Below are 18826 nucleotides of genomic sequence, written 5' to 3'. Positions count from 1 at the left end.
TAACAAGCGCATGATATATTTCCTAGAAAGCCTGGCCTACGCTGAAGTAGTAGCTAAAGTTTGTATCGCCGTAAGCGACGTCGAAGCGAAAATCGAGGGGGTTTTTGTCGGCAATCCTAAATCGGACGCCGAGGCCTCCGCTGGTTAGAACTTTTGAATAACTAAACTCCGAAACGCTCGGAGCGACCTCGCCGAGACCGGCGAAAACAACGCCACCCCAGCGATCTGTGAAGCGATGGCGCCATTCCCCTTGGCCAGCCCACATCATTTTGTCGCGGTATTTTCCGGACTCAAAACCGCGAAGGTCACTTTGCATACCAAAAGAACTCAAGTCATAAAAAGGGACATTCCCGTAAGTAAGGCGAGTCATTACGCGATAGGCAAGTACATCGAAGTCCGCGACCTTTATGTACTGATTCCAGTCGATTTTGTAGATCTGATAAGTGTCGATATCTCCCCAGGCTTCTTGGTGAAACTCGGCGGAGATATTAGAAAGACTTCCATCTGTCGGATAGAAGGTATCGTTGCGGTCATCACGTTGAATTTTTATAATCGGTGCAAAGAATTTACTTTCAGTCGAAAGTTCGGTGGAGGCAGATTCGTACTGAGGATCTGATGTGCTGATACTTGTTTTAAGATCTACACCAAGAAATTGAATCCCGGTAAAAACCCGCTCTGCCACTCGGTAAAGAACTTGCAAGCCTACGAAGCTGATATTTTGTTCAATCGGAATCGAGAGGCCCTTTTTATTCTCATCGTAGCCGATACCGTAGAAGTTATAGAAGATGGTCGCTTTCCCGGTAAGAAGTCCGAGCCTCCAGTGATCATTACGGAGCTTTCCTAAATAACCAAGAGCCCCTCCGTAGCTGTGTTTTTCGGTATAAAATACGCCGCCGGCTAAAATCGAAGGCGGAGATGAGTCATCATCCATCGTGAAGATATACTGCCCGACAAGCGCGAGGCCCCAGCCTTGGCTCGGATTTAAGAAGGGAATTGGCGCGATCACAAACTCATCTTTATCGCGTTTTTTAATGGGGTTTATCGGTGTCGGCGCAGAAACATCGACGGGGAGCCCGCGCTCCTCTTCCGTCATTTCATTGTTTGTCGCTTCGCTGGAATTCTGAGCCCAGCAAAGAGATGTACTAAGAAGAGTGAGAACGATGGCGACGATGATTCTCATAGAATCATCGCAACCTAGTCGAGCGAGAACATTAAATTGAGGCCGACGGCTTTGTAATTGCCAAGTCCCCAAGCGACGGAACCATTGGCGCCTTCGAGATAGAAATCCAAGCCCCACTTCGGATTAAATTTTACAGCGGCACCAAACACCATTGGGAAGTAAGGTGTATCCACATCGGAAACTTTGCAAGCAGGATCTCCCGAGCATGATTTTGCGATATTAATCGCAGCATTAAAGCCGAAATAAAATCCGAACTTCTCATGCGCTTTAATCAGAAAGTGAAGGGGAATATCTAGGTAGTCGAGATTATATTTAATTCTTGCGCCGGTGACATTGCTTTCAGATTCCAATGGGCGTTGCGTGTACAAAATCCCGGTGCGGAAGTGAGTCGGGCCCGCTTCTAAAGGAATGTGTGCAAAAAGTCCGCCTTGAAAACCAATTTGGGGATTTGCCGAGAAATTCCACGCAGCAATATCACCTGATTGCTGACGAGGACCTAATTCAATGCCGTAATCCAGAGCCGCGTGAGCTTTTGCTCCTAAGAGCGCTAGGCAAAAAACAAAAAGAGCTGTTTTCATAGTGTCTCCTTAAAGTTTATCTTCGGAATCTGCCACCACCGCCGCGGAAGCCTCCGCCACCAGCACCACCTCGGTACCCACCACCGCCGCCGTGAAGGCGAGGCATAGTGTCTGTTGAACTTGGTGACCGTTGCGGATTCCTATTTTGAAAGTCTCTGTTTTCTTGAATTCGGTTGTTGTGGACTTGCTCAAGATTTTGCGCGTTCACGTTTTTCTTGAGATCGACATCGCTCCACGAATTGGGGCCGACTTGCTTTTGCCAGTCTCCGCGGCCGGTGCGGCGATAGAGCTCTCCGTCTTTCGTTGTATAAATATTTGAGCTTCCGTGAGCGCGTGCAAATTTCTGATCACCGATTGTATTGATGGTCATCCCGTGGCCACCATTACCTGTGATCACTTTGTGTTCGCCCCATTTGGTGTAGATGTTTGTGACATCAATGTCGACATATCGAGGGCCCCAGCAGCATCCGCCCCAGCCCCACGGATACATCATCGAGCCCATTGAGAAGCCGACAAAGAACCCCATCGAAGCTTCCATTCCGTAGCCCACACCAAACCCGTAGGTCGCTGGCGGTGGGTACCACGCTTGCCCTGAGGTGTAAGCCGGATAAACATAGCCCGTGCCATAGACAATCGTGCCGTCTGCAGAAACGTAAGTTCCTTGATATCCCGGTGTGTAGCCGACGATCACGGAATCTTCTGTGACATTGTAGATTCGCACATATGTAACATAATACAACGGAGACGATGATGGTATCTGGTAAATCTCTGCAGGCACAGCCAGCGCAACATTCCATGGGCCGTTAACGGAAGTTGCAGTGAACCAAACAGCGTTCTGAATTGCGTAGTACTGTTTTTCATTCACCATGATGAGTGGAGTGTTGGCATTCTCGACGTAGCGAAGATTCGTTCCTTGGATATTCATCCATTTCGGAGAGTCACCGTCGATCACGATCTTTTCAGGCTGCAGAGTTTTAGGAACTTTGGCTGTCTGGGGAATTTGACTCGCGATTTGCGCCTGTTTTGCGGCCGAAGTTCCGGGAATTGAAACGAGAACTTCAGAAACCTCACTGTTCATAGGAATTTTCTTAAAATCGGCGGGAAGCTGTTTTCCAGGAACAAATCTCCATGGGCCATTTAGGTTCGTAGCAGTAAACCAGCGCCCGGAAAGAAGCGCGAAGTAGTCTTGTTTTTGTGTTTCAAGAAAGATTGAGTTCGGAGAATTCGACATAAAGAGCAGGCCCGTGCCTTCGACAGCATTAAACTTCGGATCCCCCTGGCTTTGCAGAAGTTCCGTTGGTTTGGTCGCAACGATAATGGCTGGAATGACTCCGGGTGGGTAGACGCTATTCCCCGAGCTATCGGTGCCGTGAATTGGGTCTACTTTTTTAGCTTTGATGAGATCTTCTTTTGTGATGACAAATTTTGAAGTGGGCTCTGACTTCATCAGGCTATAAGGGCCTGTTGGCTGGTCTGAAGAAAACCATCGGCCCATGGCCCAGAGATAAGATGTTTTGGATCTCTTTTCGCGCATGAAAAGAGCGCTGGTATTAATGATTCGTTCAACACCGGATCCGACATCGACCCACTTTGGCTCGCCGGAGATCATTATAAGTAAGCTCGGCTCTTTCATGAAGACAATCGCGGGCGGATCATTTTTAATTTCGACCGGAGGGCGTTCAGCTTCACCTTGAGTGATTGCGAGATTATTTAAAAGAGACTGGTATGAAATCTGCGTTTGTTTTCCTTCAAAGGATTTTTGCAGCTCTTTTTCGAATTCATCTTTATTAAAATTTTTCGCAGGAACTTCCAATTTTGTGATCTCAGCATTTTTGAGCGTCACAAGGCCTTGGTCTTTTGCTATGAGCGCATCAGCCTTAAGAGAGAAGCTCCCGTAGGTTTCTTTTTTATTTTTGGTTACTTTAAATGCGGCTTGTGCGGTGACGCGATTGTCGCTGATAGAGGTGACTTGCGGTTGATAAATCAGAACTTTTTGTTTGGAAGGAAGTATCACCTCGCGGGGCCAAAGCTGTTGTTTTGGCTCTGCGGCTGCAACGAGAAATCCAATGAAAAGTAGTAAAAACATTTTCATAATCTAGAGTCCCAGCGGAAATTGAAAGTTCAAACCGACCAGTGTTTGAAATTGAGGTTGCGCGAGACCTTCGTGGGCGATGGTCCATTGCGGCTCGACATAGGCATTCATAACGACACCGTTTTCTAGTTTCCAAACTTTGCCGACGCCGAAGCCGATCGGAATATAGTAGTTGCCGGTTTCCCAATCGAAATTCCAGATGCCGACAGAGCGCAGGTAGAAGGTGTGCGGAAGATTGTAGATAACAAACGGCTGCACAGTGAAGAGATTCTGAGTCGCGCGATCACTGTCTCCGGCGAAGTCATGTTGATAGGTGACGAGGGCGCCGAGGAGTCCCCATCGCTGAGGCGTCATGACAGTACCAGCGGCACCGATCTGCCATTTGCCGGAACCGGTGGCGTCTTTCGACGCTGTTGGAAAAACAAAGTAGGGACCGACACCGAACTGAAGTGTAGGGGAGCCAGTGAGGAAGATGTCGAAGATATTGACGTCGCCGAATCCGCTGACGTTATCTCCATTGGGACCGGGGTTGGTGTTGTAGGGGAGGGTCATGCGTGCGAGCTGTGGATAACCACCAATTTTCATCGGGAGAGTGCCGCGGAGAAGAAAGCTATTGGCGGTGGCATCGGTGTCATAAAAGGACGAGATGATATAGTCTTGAAGAACGAGGCCTGCCATGGGTGTGAGGGGGTTGTTGGAGCGGTTCATCTCTTCTTCGGTCGCTTCGGCTTGGGCGAGGGGAGTGCGAAGAAAGAGCGCGAATAAGATGGCCGAAAAGATCGCGATGTAAGATCTCATGGGTCCTCCAAATGTAAATTGCATTCGATATCATTGAATGGGAAAAACCAACACGAGCCCAGCCCTTTTGCAAAGATCTGTTAGCGATCAATGAACCCCGAGCCCCTTCTGCTAGAGCACAGTGACGAAACCCCGAACTCCCACCCACCCCCGTATCTCCGGAGACACTCAAGACTCCCGCCACCCGACAAGGCGCCGGTGAAGAGCGCGGGCAGTACATGTGCGCAGAAGATTAATCCAGCATGAAGAGTTGAGTGATATTTTGAGAGTAGGGGGGATCCGAAATACGAATTATCGAAAATAGCATTGACGTGGATTTGGAGTGCGCCCAGTTGCTTGACTGCGCGATGGCCATCCATCCGTGAGACCCGAAGGGCAGCGCAGCTCACGGGGCTGTCCGACCGTCGTGGTCGGCCAGGCGATGTAAGAGGGAATGATTTTTTTAGATAAAGATTCTTAGGAAATATTCATCGGGAGTCTTCTTGCTGGAAAAAGAAAGCCAGGAGCAGATCAAGTCCGGCCTGGATGGCCGGACTTACTGGAGCTCGAGGATAGGTCCTCGATTCTCATGGATGGATGAACGCCGGCGGCAGCCAGCACACACACGGTACTCCAGGGAAAAAAACAAAACCCCGGTTTTCACCAGGGTTTGTGTTGCTTACAGAACTCCGCAATCGCGAGAAACTAGTTTTGAGGTTTTTTCTTTGGGCCCGCGCCGCCGGCTACGCCTGTGTGGTTACGCCAGTTGTATTGAGGGTCGGTTTTTGTTCTGTTGTACCAAGCATCCCATTTTTTCTTTGGAAGCTTGTGGCTTACGTTGCCTTTTTCATCAAAGATATCGGGATCTTTACCAAAAAGAAAATCTAATACTTTACCCATGTGTTACCCCGCTCAGTTGTAGTTGATACTATTTTTATAAATCAAAGCAGGGCTTTAAAGAATCAATTTTTATAAAAATGTACGCAACGCACTAAGAACGTGGGTTCGCACAAACATCAATGATGTCCAGCCCTTCGTCCTCGCTCACATGACGGCCGCCTTTGAAGTGCTTGAAGCACGCCTGTGCTGCAGACTCGTAAGCCTCTTCATAGCTCGCTGCCTGACGAGTGTAAGTGAAGGTGTCAGACTTCAGCTTAAACTTGAAGTCATAGGCTTTCTGTTGCGGAGCTTTTTCAATCCAGCCAAAGCTCGTCGATGAAATTGCCAACAAAAGAGTCATTAAAAGGGTCTTTTTCATAAAGCCTCCAAGATGCACCAGCATCCATAACCCCTTTCAGTGCAACCCTGGGGCCTAAAAACCCCGAATAGCCTTTAGGTATGCGTCGTAACATACTGAAAATACACATGAAAAATATCTCAACCTGAGACACGATTCTTGTTGCCAAGACCCCCGTGAAAGTGACACTTTTGGTGCCTCGAATGTTTAAGCTATGGTCATGAGGGGCGCCATGAAGTTTCTTGTATCTTTCCTAGTATTTGTCTTGAGTTTTACGGCTCAGGCTGTGACGAGCGGTCAATTTGCCGGTCCCTATGGAATTATAAGAATTATCGCCAAAGACTTTGCCGGCAACGCCGACACTGATGGGCAAGTTTTGTACGAAGCAATGGATGTTCCGGTTCAGGACTCCATCATCGGTCCCGGTAAAGCGATCAACTCCGCTGATCGCGGTTTGCAATTCATCTGCGCCAATCGTGCACAAGCTGGTTATGAGTGCTCTATCTTCATTCATCCCGAAGGCTACGGTAATGTAAATCCGATCGCTAAAAGTATGCTTTATAAAGTGACGGGAACTCAGGCGGATGTTTATGCAAAGGTTTTTAAAACGGATGCAAATGGTGAGTTTCACTTCGTTTCTGTCGACGGCCTTTTTCAGGTTAACTTAAGTCCAGGCAGTTTCGAAGTTTCCTTCCAGCAGATGCAATCATCGACAGTCGTTCAGCAGGGACTTGTCGTTGTAAATGTTGAAGACACTTTGAAAATTGCGCACATTCAAAATTTCTGGGATTCACTCAACTATAATACAAATACTAAAAAACGTTTCATGGGAATGGCGCCGGCGTTGCAAATGCTTGCGCGCAATAATCCTGGCTTCCAATTCGTTTACCTGACTCGTCCGCCGGAACTTGTTGCCGGAAAAACCGAGCGTCAGTTTGTGGTTGAAAACAGATTCCCGCGCGGGGAGTTTCGCTCTTACGCTATTGACAGCACCGCTGAAACTCGTGAAGGCGTTTTGCGTGATATCATGCGCAGAACCAGCGTGAAGAAAGTGATCCTGATCGGTCACAACGGCAGTCCGGATCCACAGGTTTTTCAGAACGTCACAAAAGAATTTCAAAGCATTCAGTTCTATCAATACTTGCACCTTGTTTACTCGACCTCGGCAGTTTCAGAGCTTGGCACTGTTCTTTTTCCAGAACAAACTGGATATGTGACGGCGGCGGAGTTGGTGGTGGATTGGCAGATTCATCAACTCCTAGATCCCACCGAGTCCTTGAAGTTCATAGCAACGATGGTGGACCGTGTGATTGCGGAAGACCCTGAAACACCTCGCATGGAGGAGTATGCAATTCCATCCTTTGTCAATTGTGATGATTTCCAATGGCGCTGGTCGACGGAAGGGGATTTCAAGGTCTTGGCTCCGCTTCGCGAACATTTGATGAACCGCTGCCATATGCAAGCGCCGCTTGCGGGATATTCACCGCGAAATGAAAATTAAATATCAAGTACCGCGTCTTTATGAAGGTCTTTTTCCTAAAGACCTTTTGCAGATGGATCCTCAAGAAACCAAAGCGACGTGCGATAGCTGCATCATGGCCCGGCCGAAAAACCGTGGCGAGATCTTTTATGAACCAGACCTTAAGTGCTGTACCTTCTATCCGTTTTTACCCAACTACGTGGTCGGGGCGATCTTAAGTGACGAGTCAGGATCTGCTCCGAGCGCCGTCGAAAGCGTTCGTAACAAAATCAAAAACCGCGAGTACAGTTTGCCAATAGGTCTTGTGGCTCCGCCGAGTTATCAGGTGCCATTTAATCACCGGAAGAAAAACGAATTCGGTCGACGCGAAGATTGGCTCTGTCCGTACTTCAATCATGAAAAGCAAAACTGTGGAATTTGGCGCCATCGCGGAGCTGTGTGCACGAGCTTCTATTGCAAGAGTTCCTTTGGGCGAGCGGGGATTCAATATTGGGATGAGTTATCCAACTATCTCACTTACGTCGAGATGGCGGTGATGGAAGAAGCCCTTGTGATGCTCGATTTTTCACCGAGACAAATCAGTGATCTTTTAGGGTATTTGAATAGGCAAGAAGCCACCAAAACCGAATTGAGTAGTCGCCGCTTGCCTGAAAAGAAATCTCGCGATCTCTGGAATGGCTACTACGATGATCAGGAGGGTTTTTTTAAAAAATGCTTCCTGATCGCTCAGGAATTGGATAGAAAGTCCTTCAAAGAGTTGCTAGGTGAGCCTGGTCAACAACTCGAGAATCGTTTACGGAAAGCGTTTGATAAAATATGTCCATAGTCGCTGATCGCCAAAATCAAATTATCCATGATTTCCAAGGTCTTAAAGACTGGGAAGAGCGCTATAAGAAAATCATCGATATGGGTAAGCAGCTGCCTGAAATGCCTCCGGAATTGAAAACCGAAGAGAACCAAGTGAAGGGTTGCCAGTCTCAGGTCTGGTTGCACGCGCAGCTCACTCCGCACGGAGAAATGATTCTTCAAGGCGACAGTGATGCGATGATCGTAAAAGGTTTGGTGGCGTTGCTCTTGAAAGTTTATTCGGGAGCAAATCCAAACGAGATTTTGCAAACACCTCCGGAATTTTTGCGCGCTCTTGGCTTCGAAGGTAATCTTTCTCCGAGTAGAGCAAACGGTTTGCACTCGATGCTCAAGCAAATTCGTCTCTATGCAACGGCCTTTGCTTACGTCTTGAATTCACAAGCTAAGAACTAAATTTTTTGACCTCGAACAATTCTGTTTTCAGAATAGAAAAAGATGCATGAAGCATTTTTTCTCGAAGAAACCAGGAGGGTTTGGTGGTCAAAGCAATTCTCGTAGTCGCCCTTTGTTATTTCCTGTCTCCAATCGCAATCGCTAAAATTCAAAATAAAGTTATTTATGGTGATGACAACCGCCAGGAGTTCTTCCAGGTTCGTCGTTCCGATGTGCGCGAAGTGGCTGACAGCACGGCGGCTGTCGTTCGTAATTCGAGCCTTACACCAAAAAGCGACGGGACGACAGACATTAAAGCGGAATCTTTTCAAAAGATGGTCGGTCTCTGCAGTACAGAGCGTTTTGCCTCTGAACCTTCGGGGGCCTTCTGTTCGGCTTTCCTTGTCGGCGATGATATGATTGCAACTGCCGGTCACTGTATTGATACGGCTCGCTGCCCACAAAGCAGTTTTGTATTTACTTATAGAATGTCTGAACAAGGCCAAGCTCCAAACAACGTGAGCAGCTCTGAAATCTATCGTTGTCAGGCGGTTCTTGAAAGAGAACAAACTGGTGCCCAAGATTACGCTCTTGTGAAGTTGGACCGCCCGGTTCGCGGCCACCGCATTTTGACTTTGGCAAAAGACCCGGTGGCAGTGGGTGACACGGTTGTAACCATCGGTCATCCATCCGGCATCCCGACAAAAATCACAGACAACGGCGTTGTTCGTAGTACAAAACCTGAGTTTTTTACGGCGAATCTGGACACTTACGGCGGTAATTCCGGTTCTGCGGTCTTTGATCAAAACACATTGCAAGTTGTTGGTATCTTGGTTCGTGGCGAGAGCGATTTCGTTTATGACCGTGTTAACAAATGCTCTGTCAGCAATCGCTGCCCAGCGGATGGCTGCCGCGGTGAAGATGTAACGAATATCTCTTACATCTCTGAAGCTTTGAAAAAACACTAATAGTTCCCTGTCCTAAACCACCTTTAAAACCCGGGGTTAAACCCGGGTTTTTTTATTTTACCCAGGAGAGCCCGTGGAGGAGCGAGCGGTGACATTTGGCTTAGAGATGCTGAGTACATTGACAGTGCGAGGGGCTCGATAGAGTTATCTTACATCTGAGCCTGGCTTGGGTTTTGAACTCACAGCCTGTGACGTAAAAACAGGAGTTTTCAATGAAAGCATTTTCGGCCTTGCCATTCATCTTAGCCATGACGGTTTCTTTCTCTGCATTTGCAAATGTTCGCATCAAGGTTGTTGATAAAGACGATAAGCCTATTCCAAACGTGATTATGTTTGGTGTGGCCAGCGGTAAAAAGCTGACTATGGGTACCGGCGGGGGCATGCCTGGCGCAGGCAGTGCTCGTCGCTATAGCTTTGGCGGTTTAAATTTCGTCGCTAATAACCAGGGTGTGATTTCTACCGACCCACAAGGCGATCTCAGCAAATTCGGCGGTGGATTCTTTTCTCAGCGTACGGAGTTTTACTATAGCGTCGGTATTTATTCTTTTGGTTCAAGCTCGACATCAAATGGTGGCCTTGATGGTGCAAAGTGTGTGGCATTGACGGGGGCCGATGCATTTACTCCCGAGCAAAAGCAAGATCTGGGTTTGGGCACGATTCGCCTAGACTGGAAAGTGTCAGCACAGGTGGACGTTCTCTGTAAGTTCCCGCAAAAATCAGCAAGCGAAGTCATGACAGAGCTCAAAGAGCGCAAGGATCTAGCAAATAGCAACGGTCAAGAGATCCCCGTCGCCGGTCAGGATTAGTTTTTAAATTCAGCTTTGAGCATTGCAAAAACAGGCTATACCCGCAGGCAACAGAGGGGCACCAGCCATTCTCTCTTTTATTCCTAAAAATTTGGCAGCATCTGTTTTGCGTGTATATAAAGATCCCATGAAAATCGAAATGCTTATTTTGCTTTTGGTCCTTTTGCTGGGTGGTGTCTCTAAGGCCTTTGCGGGATTCATAGTGGGCAATGGCGGAAACGTCATCGTCTGTGGCGAAGGTGTCTTGAGAACGGTTGAGTTGTTAGATCACTGGGAAAGCCGCACAACCCGCAATTTGAATATTCAAATGGGGGCCCCAGAGCTTGCACCTGAGGAAAAGGTCCAGCTCGTTTTAGAAAGACTTAAAAAAATCAATCCTAACAGAGCCACCTTGTACGATCATTGGTTGAAAACATTTATGAGTGAAACGGATTTCACAAATTTGGAAATCATTTCGAATGCAGATTCAGGCCCTGCGAAAATAACTCCTGGGTGTAAAATCGTTCAAATTGCGATTCAGCAAGATCCTGATTTGCCTGGGGATGCGCGGTACGCTATCCAAAAAGATCTTTGGGGAAGCCTTAATAGTGACGGTAAAGCGGGCCTAATTCTGCATGAGCTCATTTATCGTGAGCTTGCCAGTCAGAAACCCGCACATCGTACTTCGAAATACGTCCGTTACTACAATGCCTTTATCAGTTCCGATCAAATCACCACGATCAAGTTGAATGATTACTATAATCTTCTGCTGAAGCTGCAATTTGCCGTGATGGATACGCAGTACGGATTTCCGATCTATATTTTGACAGAGAACGATGACGGCAGCCTTCGTCAATTAGACGTGCGTTTTAATGAAGCGAAGCCTGACTTTGTCTCGTTTGCTTTCGCACGAGCCTCCTTTGCGGATTTCTTCAGTCATCTTCAGTATGTTTGGCATGGCCAGGCTTTAGAACTTGTCGATCAGCGGTGTTGTGATCCGATGCCGATACATTTTAATAACGACGGAGCGCCGGTTGATTTTAGTGTGCGTGCGCAGCCCCTCAAGATCGATTTTGGCAGCCTCCATGGAGTTCTGACGAGCACTCAAGCGAGCTTTTTTTCTATCACGGACGATAAAGACTTTATGAAAAATGTGAGTGTGGATGGTTTTAGCGATGAGAATAGATTTGCGGAAATAGAATTTGTTGGAGTTTATAAAGAACAGGCAGTGCAATGGAAGCGTCAACAGCTGACTTACGATCCCGTTAAAGACGAAGTCCAACTTCGTGAGTCGCCAAGTTGCCGCGCGTGTCGTTAAGGAGTTATGTGGGCTCTGTTTACGAGTACGAGTGTTCAGAAGAATTTCTCAGTCAGACATTGAAGAAGATCTCTGATAAAAACTCTTCTTTTTCCCTGAGATCGTTTTCACGCCATTTAGGAGTCAGTCCCTCGCACATGTCGCGTTTGCTTAAAGGCAGCAATAGAATGTCACCGAGCTTAGCAAGACAGGTTGCTTCAAGACTGAAGATGTCACCAAGTGCGACAGAATATTTCTGCCTACTGGTGCAAATGGAAAATGCCAAGAGCGAAAGTCACCGTAAAGAGATGCTGAGGGAGCTTTCGCTTAGAAAACGCCACCTTGGCAAGAGTGTCGTCAAAAATGAAGTTTTTAAAATGATTTCTGATTGGCATCATGCCGCTATTATTGTGCTTGCGAAAACAAAGGGATTCGAGGGAGATGCTAAGTGGGTTTCGCGACGACTTGGAGTTTCCGCTATAAAAGCAGAAATCGCTTTAAAGCGCTTATTGGAATTGGGGTTTCTTAAGAAGGACCTAGATGGTAAAATCCGCACAGGAGCAGGACCGGACCTCACAACGAGTGGAGACATCGTCTCTGCGGCGATTAAAGACAATCACCGCCAGCAGTTAGCTCTTGCAAAAGAAGCGCTTGATTCTCAGCCCATTGATATGCGGGAATTTATGAATGTCACTCTTTCGATGGACTCAGAAAAAGTTAAAAAAGCTAAAACTTTGATTCGCGATTTTATCGATAAATTCAATGCAGAGATGGATATAGAAGGCAGTGCAGACGTTTTTCAGCTCAATATGCAATTTTTTAAACTGACGAAGCCTTAAGGCTCTTTTTGTGTCAGTTGGTAAAACTGAAGATTGAGTTGAAAAACTTCATTTCCGTCAAGGCTGTCAATTTCGTCATTAAAATTATTAATAAACTCTGAGATAAGCTGCTTTGCCCGTGGTAAGTCCTTTGGATTTACGACAAGAGTCAGAGCAGAAAGGTGGCTCTCGTCCTGTTCTTGTTGCCGCGCCGTTTGTGTTATAAGGCGTTTGGCGTAGCCGCCTTGCAGGTGGAGATTGATCGAATGAGGGAGCGAGATTTCTTCTTGTGGAGAAATCTCGATCATTTTTCTTTTGCGAAGTTTTGCAATCGCTTCGCTGAGTTGTTTGCTGGAAATATTTAGCCGTTTTGTGATCCAATTAGTATCATTTTTAAATCCGATGGTCCTGATTAAAGCGAGCAATGCGAAGAAAAGCCAGTCAGTAAACTCTTCCAAGGACTCGGCATCCAACTGGAGCCGCATGTTTTCACGTTTTTTCTTAGCAAGGGCGGTGACAAACTCACTCTTGATTTTGTCATCTTTTGCAATGTCTTTCTGAGCAAGCAAAAGCAGATAATTGGTTTCCGTTGGCGAGAGGTTGAGTTTCTTTGCGATACTCATCGCTTTTCCCAGTGAGAGATGCTTTTTGCCATGTAGAACGCGCAATAGGTGTGAGGCACTAATGTCGAGGTCTTTTCCGTAGGATCTCAAAGAAAAAGTATAGTTTTTTTTCTTTTTTTCTCCGTAAACCGCTTTTAAAAAACCTACGATATCGTCGTACTCAAAGATTGAAGCCATTTAAAAACACTAATGGTCGTAAATTACCGATAGCAAGATGTAAACATCTAAAGTGTTGTGCGTGCGGAACAGTCTCTTACTGAGGCGCTGCCGAAGAGCAACACGAAAGCGTTTTTATAAGATCTCTGGCCTCTTTGACTCCATTTTTACAATTTATTACTTCTTTTTACGCCGTTACTTGTTGGCAACATGTGGCACATCTAAATTTATAAGAGATGAGAAAATTTATTAGAACGTCTCTTATGGCTTTGCTTTTATTGCCAAACTCGACGGGATCTGCAGCGATGATTCCCTTTGCTTTTTGGAATGCTTGTCAGATTCCAAGGGCCACCTGCTTAGCTCATTATAATTTTGGTTGTAAGTATGACGGCGTATATCCTCTGCTTATATCAGGCAACCGGGTGAATGCGACCTGTGACATGACCACGGATGGGGGAGGGTGGACGCGCCTCAATACCAATCTTGTAACGTCATCAAGTCCTGCTTTGAACACCTCAGATATCATCGCGGGCAATAATGTGGGGCAATCTAACTGTGCCGGAACTTCGAATAACTTTACCATAACCGGCGCTAAGATTTCTTATACTAAGGCGAAAATTATCTTTACGCGCACGACGACAATCATGCAATGCACTCATATTCCTGAAATGACTCAGGGAAATATTTATTATCTTAATGGATCCACCTGGACGTCTCATCTTTCAAATTGTGATTGGGGTAATTCTCCTTGGGCGAAAAGTGATCCCGATGTGACAACGACGGGCTTGGCCTATCCAACATGGAAACTCATGTTCGATGGAACTGTAACGACATTTCATTTTCGGTCCGTTTGCTCCTATGCCAGTGACAATGGAGCCTTCACAGCGCAGGTCCTAGTTCGTTAATGTCCCAGTCTGAGATCGCTTCTCTTTTTTCAACGGGCACCAGGTTGCAACAGATAGCCTAAGTTTATCGTTCCAAGAAGAGGGGGAGAGAAATGAAGCTTCATTCATTGGGGATAGCATCTTTGTTTTTAGCAACAACTCTGCTGGGCGCACATCCGGCGCTGGCAGCAAGACTTCCGGATGTGGTTGTAACTTCCATTTCGATGAGTCCTAAAAGTCCTAAAGCAGGGGATGTCGTAACACTCAAGGCGGTCGTGAAAAATCAGGGCACCAAGTCCACGCCAGCAGGTGTCGTGATTGGGGTGCAGTTTCAAGTCGATGGTCAAACTGTCAGCTGGTCAGACACTTATTCTAAAGCCCTCGCTGTCGGTGCCAGTGTGACTTTAACTGCGAATAGCGGTCCTATGGGGAGCGCTTCCTTTAAAGCGACTGCGGGAGCTCACCAAGTGCTAGCTTGGGTCAATGATATTGGTCGCTTCGCCGAATCAAATGTAAATAATAATACCCGGGTGAAATCCGTCAGCTTTGCTGGCGTTGTCACTGCTCCGACGCCAACACCGACCCCGGCTCCCACACCGACGCCAACTATGACACCAACACCGACTCCGGTGCCAACGGCGACACCAACCCCAACCCCTCCACCAAGTGGAGGGATGAAGCCGCAGAACTCGTGCTTGCCGTTTCAGGAGTATGCAACGGATGCGCTTCGTGCGAAGCCAAAGAAAGTCTTTGCTCACTATTTCTATCCATTCCCGCTGTCGATTGATAACCAGCCACCGGCGAATGACTACTATACCGTAAACTACTTAAATCCTTTCGGTGAAGGATCCAAGTTCCTCGAAGGCGGTGGTTTCATCAGGGCTCGTCCGCTATTCATGTCGCCGCTTGCTGATCAAAATAATTACTGGCGCACAAATCTTCAGAAAGATATTCGCCGTGCTATCGCCATGGGGTTGGATGGATTCAGTTTCAATATCATGGATACAAAAGGCGAGGGTTGGGATATTGCTTTAGCACTTTTAGACGCCGCCAAAGCGGTTGATCCGAAATTTAGAATCATGCTGATGCCGGATATGACCGCGATCAGCCTCGATCAAGTCGATGTTGCCGTGGCGGGCTTTTACAATCATCCATCGGCGTTTAAAATGGATGATGGTCGTCTTGTGATGAGTCCATTCTATGCGGAAGGTGTGACACCCGCACAGTGGAGTGCAAAAGTCAGTCAGTTGAAAGCTAAAGGCTACAACGTAGCGCTTATTCCTCTGGGGCTAAGTCTGCCCGAGAGTTTCTTAAAGAATTACGCTTCTGTGGCATCGGGTTTCAGCGATTGGGGCCCGCGCGATGAGGAAAATGCTGCAAATATGGTGAATCAAGGTGCTTTGATTCACAAATATGCCGGCATTTACATGGCACCAGTAGCTCCGAATGATGTTCGTCCTAAAGATCTTAGTTACTACGAAAGTCATAACAGCGGCTCTTTCAGAAACTTATGGTTGAGTGCGATCAACGGCAACGCGGATTGGGTTCAGCTCGTCACATGGAATGACTACAGTGAGCACACACACTTCTCTCCATCTCTCGGTCAAAAAGGCGAGATGCAAAGAACATACTATGACTTGAGTGCATTCTATCTGACATGGTTTAAAATGGGCGCGCAGCCTGCGATCACAAATGAGATGCTGTACTACTTCCATCGTCGTCATAAGTCGAATTTGCAGCCAGCAAACAAGACGAAGCAAACTGGGACTCATCATATCGAGTACGGCACTCCTTATGACGAGATCGAAGTTGTAGCATTCTTAAAGTCTCCGGGCCGTGTGGAAATCACAACCGGTTCCAAAACCACTGGCATGGATATGCCGGCGGGTATCAATGTCTTCCGTGTTCCGATGGATGTCGGTGTGCCGAGCTTTAAATTGATTCGAAACAATTCCGCCGTGATCTCTTTCAAGAGTCAGACAGAGATTCTATCGTCGATTGAAACCAGTGACTACACCTACCAAAGTGGCAGCGCTTCAGCGGCAGGAACTTGTTATACATTCTCTGAGCCGTAAGGAGATAAAAAAAGGGTCTCTTTTGAGACCCTTTGGTTAAGGTTAGAGAGTAGCGTGGACTCTGTGTGAGTCATCCATATCGTCGAGGAAGTTTAAGAACTCTTCGACGTCTTTTTTCTGAGCATCATTGAGCTCCGTTGGATTCTTCGGCTTGTAAGAAAGCTCCGCTGTCGTGACTTTCCAGCCGCGCTTTGTAAGCGCATCACTCACTGCTGCAAGGTCTGAAGCGCCAGTGTAGAAGTCATAAGCGTCGCCGTCTTTATAGACTTCGTTGGCACCGGCCTCGATGGCTTCTTCATCCGGATCAAAAGTGCCGGCTTTGCTAGCAACGATGTAACCAACGTGTTCAAACATCCAAGCCACCGATCCAGATTCACCCATATTGCCTTCGTGAGTTTTGAAAGCGTGGCGAACTTCGGAAGCTGTCCGGTTTTTATTATCTGTTTGGCATTCAACGATCACGCCGACGCCATGAGGACCGTAACCTTCAAAAACCATCTCTTCGATGATTTTGCCGTCATCCAAAAGGCCCGCGCCTTTTTTAATAGCACGATCGATAGTATCGGTCGGGCAAGACGCCTTTTTTGCGGCATCGATCGCCATGCGCAGACGGGAATTGGCCGCGGGGTCAGGACCACCAGCTTTAGCCGAGACTGCAATCTCGCGCGCAAGTTTGGTGAATATTTGGCCTTTTTGCATGGCCTTTTCTACTTTTCCGGCGTTTTTCCATGATTTTCCCATGGGTTTATAAGATCAAATTCGGAAATATTTGGCAAGACAGGCCGCGGGATGTAAAAGGTCCGTATGTTCACTTTGGATACTCCTGATGTGTGGGAAAAGATCAAAAATATTCAAAACTCCTGCGAACACCTCGTTCAAGGGGGGCGTCTTGCCGTTCCGCTCTATCCCGCACGCGATATCCAGGTTCTTGATTCTAAGTTTCACCCGCCTAAATTGGGGTTTTCAAAGCTCGAGGGGCAGGCCCGGATGCTCCATGATTTAGCAAGTATTGAGCTCCAGGCTATGGAGTTGGGGGTTCGAACGCTTGCCGAGTTCCCGGACGCGCCTCAGGCCTTCCGCGAAGAGCTGATGGCGGTGACGGTTTCGGAAGGGACGCATTTACGTCTGTGCCTTGAAGGGATTCAGGATCTTGGCTTTAAGTGGGGAGACTGGCCGGTTCACTGCGCTCTTTGGGACGCGGTGAGTGCCGAGGATACGCTTTTGGATCGTATTTTGATCGTTCACCGTTATCTCGAGGGCAGCGGTCTTGATGCCGGTAGCTACTTGATTCAGCGCCTTGATGGTGTTGATGATGGAAAGCTCACCCGTAAAATCGTGGGACAGATTAATTTTGAAGAAATCGGTCACGTCGATTTCGGTTCTCAATGGTATCGCAAAATCTGTGACATAGAAAAGATCGACCCTTCCAAAGACTTTCCGGAGCGAATGAATGCGCTCAGAAATAAACTTCCAAAGCGCATGGAGAAGATCAACCGTGATCTGCGTCGGAAGGCGGGCTTTACCGAAGAAGAGATTCTCGCGTGTGAAGCCTATCGTGAAAGCATCTTGCCATATCAGCAAAAGACATCTCCACAAAAGCCACCGTCGGCCTCTTTATAGCAGCGAGCAGACCCCTGCACTCACGCAGTCCCTGGCCGCATCCGAGAGACCCATTCATTGAATTTCTGTAAGTACTCCTCACGCGCTTTCTGGCCTTTGGCAGCTTGAAGGCGGTTGGCTTTGAAGTAGCCACGGAGCTGGAGTTCTTCGATGTGGGTTTTGATCACGCGGGTGAAGGCGAGGCCTTGCCAGAACTTACCGGCAGCATGCCCACGGCGGGCGTTGGTGATTTTTCTTGCGATGAGTGCTGTTACGGATCTTAGGAAGTTTTGAAAGCCTTCGCGGTACTTGAATTTAAGCTTGATGTGAAGGTGATTCCCGACGTTGACGACTTCTGCGATCTGTACGCCCCATTTTTTTGATTTGGATTTAAGGATTTCGCGGATGATTTGTTGATTCTTTGGAGTGAGGAAGCTCCATGGGCCTTTTGCTTTAGAAGATTTTAGGGTGAGATGGATCCATTTCTTTTCTGAAAGTGGACGGTATTCTTTACGGCGACCTTTTGAATCAACTCCCCCATGAGTGGTTCTTCCGTACTTACGTTTTGTAGCACCAGAGTCATGATAATCAAAAAGTGGGGAGGAGGATTTCTTCATTCGAGGGCAATATAATAATTTGTTGATATGAGGTCAATGGATTTAGTGCTAAGTAAATGATTTATAAGAAGATTTAAGATTTCTACCTCTCTCTATTCTCTCTATTTTCTATGTCTTTCTTCTATCTACGTGATTATTTGAATTCATCAGCTCCTTAAGAGGCATGTTGAGAGTTTCAATTTTTCTGTGATGTGCGATGAGACTTACGTGTTCGCCCAGTCGCTTACTTCGCGGTGGTCATCCATCCGTGAGAACGGGGCTGTCCGACCATCGTGGTCGGCCAGGTGAGGTATATGGGGGCGATTTAGATATTTTTGGAGGGGAGAGAATCAGGTTATTGAAAAGGTACCAGGTCGCTTTTCTGGATCAGATCTTGTTGGTTTGATATGAAGCTCGTTGGGATTCATTCCTTGCGTGCCGA

General features: G+C 47.3%; 19 protein-coding genes. 10 read left to right on the top strand and 9 right to left on the bottom strand.

Translation table 11 applies throughout. The features are described from left to right. Window positions 1-22: 22 nt before the first annotated feature. From JSU04_16925 to JSU04_16900, 6 genes are all read right to left on the bottom strand, one after another. Window positions 23-1180: a BamA/TamA family outer membrane protein gene (locus JSU04_16925; GenBank protein MBS1971997.1), complete on the bottom strand. Its 1158-nt coding sequence runs from the start codon at window positions 1178-1180 to the stop codon at window positions 23-25. Between the two features lie 14 nt (window positions 1181-1194). Further along, window positions 1195-1758, bottom strand: a complete 564-nt coding sequence (locus tag JSU04_16920; GenBank protein MBS1971996.1) for an outer membrane beta-barrel protein — start codon at window positions 1756-1758, stop codon at window positions 1195-1197. Window positions 1759-1774: 16 nt separating this feature from the next. Then, window positions 1775-3844 carry a hypothetical protein gene (locus tag JSU04_16915; protein ID MBS1971995.1) on the bottom strand — a complete coding sequence of 690 codons (2070 nt, stop codon included), beginning with the start codon at window positions 3842-3844 and terminating at the stop codon, window positions 1775-1777. Window positions 3845-3853: 9 nt separating this feature from the next. Further along, on the bottom strand, window positions 3854-4558 hold the full coding sequence (locus JSU04_16910) for a hypothetical protein (GenBank protein ID MBS1971994.1): 705 nt from the start codon (window positions 4556-4558) through the stop codon (window positions 3854-3856). A 774-nt stretch (window positions 4559-5332) separates the two neighbouring features. Then, on the bottom strand, window positions 5333-5527 hold the full coding sequence (locus tag JSU04_16905) for a hypothetical protein (protein MBS1971993.1): 195 nt from the start codon (window positions 5525-5527) through the stop codon (window positions 5333-5335). A gap of 91 nt (window positions 5528-5618) precedes the next feature. Then, a complete protein-coding gene (locus tag JSU04_16900; protein MBS1971992.1) occupies window positions 5619-5909 on the bottom strand; it encodes a hypothetical protein in 291 nt (96 codons plus the stop codon). Between the two features lie 187 nt (window positions 5910-6096). Between JSU04_16900 and JSU04_16895 the strand changes: the two genes are divergently transcribed. From JSU04_16895 to JSU04_16865, 7 genes are all read left to right on the top strand, one after another. Continuing rightward, window positions 6097-7365 carry a DUF2183 domain-containing protein gene (locus JSU04_16895; protein ID MBS1971991.1) on the top strand — a complete coding sequence of 423 codons (1269 nt, stop codon included), beginning with the start codon at window positions 6097-6099 and terminating at the stop codon, window positions 7363-7365. Further along, on the top strand, window positions 7355-8170 hold the full coding sequence (locus JSU04_16890; GenBank protein MBS1971990.1) for a hypothetical protein: 816 nt from the start codon (window positions 7355-7357) through the stop codon (window positions 8168-8170). The genes JSU04_16895 and JSU04_16890 overlap by 11 nt, the downstream gene beginning before the upstream one ends. Further along, a complete protein-coding gene (locus JSU04_16885; GenBank protein ID MBS1971989.1) occupies window positions 8161-8604 on the top strand; it encodes a SufE family protein in 444 nt (147 codons plus the stop codon). Before JSU04_16890 ends, JSU04_16885 begins: the two co-directional genes overlap by 10 nt. Before the next feature lie 83 nt (window positions 8605-8687). Beyond that, window positions 8688-9551 (top strand): trypsin-like peptidase domain-containing protein, encoded by an 864-nt coding sequence (locus tag JSU04_16880; GenBank protein ID MBS1971988.1) that lies wholly within the window; start codon window positions 8688-8690, stop codon window positions 9549-9551. Window positions 9552-9763: 212 nt separating this feature from the next. Then, complete coding sequence (locus JSU04_16875; protein ID MBS1971987.1) at window positions 9764-10357, top strand: hypothetical protein; 594 nt, start codon at window positions 9764-9766, stop codon at window positions 10355-10357. Between the two features lie 127 nt (window positions 10358-10484). Further along, window positions 10485-11654 (top strand): hypothetical protein, encoded by a 1170-nt coding sequence (locus tag JSU04_16870; GenBank protein ID MBS1971986.1) that lies wholly within the window; start codon window positions 10485-10487, stop codon window positions 11652-11654. Window positions 11655-11662: 8 nt separating this feature from the next. Further along, the gene (locus JSU04_16865; GenBank protein MBS1971985.1) at window positions 11663-12472 is read left to right on the top strand and encodes a DUF4423 domain-containing protein; all 810 of its coding nucleotides are present in this window, start codon (window positions 11663-11665) and stop codon (window positions 12470-12472) included. On the opposite strand, the gene JSU04_16860 is transcribed toward JSU04_16865, so the two are convergent. Then, the gene (locus JSU04_16860; GenBank protein MBS1971984.1) at window positions 12469-13251 is read right to left on the bottom strand and encodes a TIGR02147 family protein; all 783 of its coding nucleotides are present in this window, start codon (window positions 13249-13251) and stop codon (window positions 12469-12471) included. The two genes, JSU04_16865 and JSU04_16860, sit on opposite strands and share 4 nt — an antisense overlap. 242 nt (window positions 13252-13493) lie before the next feature. Between JSU04_16860 and JSU04_16855 the strand changes: the two genes are divergently transcribed. Next, window positions 13494-14135, top strand: a complete 642-nt coding sequence (locus JSU04_16855; GenBank protein ID MBS1971983.1) for a hypothetical protein — start codon at window positions 13494-13496, stop codon at window positions 14133-14135. Window positions 14136-14227: 92 nt separating this feature from the next. Further along, a complete protein-coding gene (locus JSU04_16850; GenBank protein ID MBS1971982.1) occupies window positions 14228-16189 on the top strand; it encodes a hypothetical protein in 1962 nt (653 codons plus the stop codon). Window positions 16190-16231: 42 nt separating this feature from the next. On the opposite strand, the gene JSU04_16845 is transcribed toward JSU04_16850, so the two are convergent. Further along, the gene (locus JSU04_16845) at window positions 16232-16930 is read right to left on the bottom strand and encodes a YebC/PmpR family DNA-binding transcriptional regulator (protein ID MBS1971981.1); all 699 of its coding nucleotides are present in this window, start codon (window positions 16928-16930) and stop codon (window positions 16232-16234) included. 63 nt (window positions 16931-16993) lie between these two features. Between JSU04_16845 and JSU04_16840 the strand changes: the two genes are divergently transcribed. Further along, a complete protein-coding gene (locus JSU04_16840) occupies window positions 16994-17809 on the top strand; it encodes a DUF455 family protein (protein ID MBS1971980.1) in 816 nt (271 codons plus the stop codon). A 20-nt stretch (window positions 17810-17829) separates the two neighbouring features. Here JSU04_16840 and JSU04_16835 read toward each other — a convergent pair whose 3' ends face one another. After that, entirely contained in the window at window positions 17830-18405 is a 576-nt protein-coding gene (locus JSU04_16835; GenBank protein MBS1971979.1) for a transposase, read from the bottom strand. Window positions 18406-18826: the final 421 nt, after the last annotated feature.

The organism is Bdellovibrionales bacterium (genome assembly GCA_018266295.1).
Lineage (GTDB): Bacteria > Bdellovibrionota > Bdellovibrionia > Bdellovibrionales > Bdellovibrionaceae > JACMRP01.
This window is presented reverse-complemented; position numbering and strand designations above follow the sequence as displayed.

Excerpts from the sequence above, each read along its gene's own strand:
- JSU04_16890 (MBS1971990.1), top strand. The coding sequence starts at position 7,355 with ATGAAAATTAAATATCAAGTACCGCGTCTTTATGAAGGTCTTTTTCCT.
- JSU04_16900 (MBS1971992.1), bottom strand. The coding sequence starts at position 5,909 with ATGCTGGTGCATCTTGGAGGCTTTATGAAAAAGACCCTTTTAATGACT.
- JSU04_16870 (MBS1971986.1), top strand. The coding sequence starts at position 10,485 with ATGAAAATCGAAATGCTTATTTTGCTTTTGGTCCTTTTGCTGGGTGGT.
- JSU04_16910 (MBS1971994.1), bottom strand. The coding sequence starts at position 4,558 with ATGAACCGCTCCAACAACCCCCTCACACCCATGGCAGGCCTCGTTCTT.
- JSU04_16850 (MBS1971982.1), top strand. The coding sequence starts at position 14,228 with ATGAAGCTTCATTCATTGGGGATAGCATCTTTGTTTTTAGCAACAACT.
- JSU04_16845 (MBS1971981.1), bottom strand. The coding sequence starts at position 16,930 with ATGGGAAAATCATGGAAAAACGCCGGAAAAGTAGAAAAGGCCATGCAA.
- JSU04_16835 (MBS1971979.1), bottom strand. The coding sequence starts at position 18,405 with ATGAAGAAATCCTCCTCCCCACTTTTTGATTATCATGACTCTGGTGCT.
- JSU04_16925 (MBS1971997.1), bottom strand. The coding sequence starts at position 1,180 with ATGAGAATCATCGTCGCCATCGTTCTCACTCTTCTTAGTACATCTCTT.
- JSU04_16875 (MBS1971987.1), top strand. The coding sequence starts at position 9,764 with ATGAAAGCATTTTCGGCCTTGCCATTCATCTTAGCCATGACGGTTTCT.
- JSU04_16840 (MBS1971980.1), top strand. The coding sequence starts at position 16,994 with ATGTTCACTTTGGATACTCCTGATGTGTGGGAAAAGATCAAAAATATT.
- JSU04_16920 (MBS1971996.1), bottom strand. The coding sequence starts at position 1,758 with ATGAAAACAGCTCTTTTTGTTTTTTGCCTAGCGCTCTTAGGAGCAAAA.
- JSU04_16895 (MBS1971991.1), top strand. The coding sequence starts at position 6,097 with ATGAAGTTTCTTGTATCTTTCCTAGTATTTGTCTTGAGTTTTACGGCT.
- JSU04_16905 (MBS1971993.1), bottom strand. The coding sequence starts at position 5,527 with ATGGGTAAAGTATTAGATTTTCTTTTTGGTAAAGATCCCGATATCTTT.
- JSU04_16915 (MBS1971995.1), bottom strand. The coding sequence starts at position 3,844 with ATGTTTTTACTACTTTTCATTGGATTTCTCGTTGCAGCCGCAGAGCCA.
- JSU04_16860 (MBS1971984.1), bottom strand. The coding sequence starts at position 13,251 with ATGGCTTCAATCTTTGAGTACGACGATATCGTAGGTTTTTTAAAAGCG.
- JSU04_16855 (MBS1971983.1), top strand. The coding sequence starts at position 13,494 with ATGGCTTTGCTTTTATTGCCAAACTCGACGGGATCTGCAGCGATGATT.
- JSU04_16885 (MBS1971989.1), top strand. The coding sequence starts at position 8,161 with ATGTCCATAGTCGCTGATCGCCAAAATCAAATTATCCATGATTTCCAA.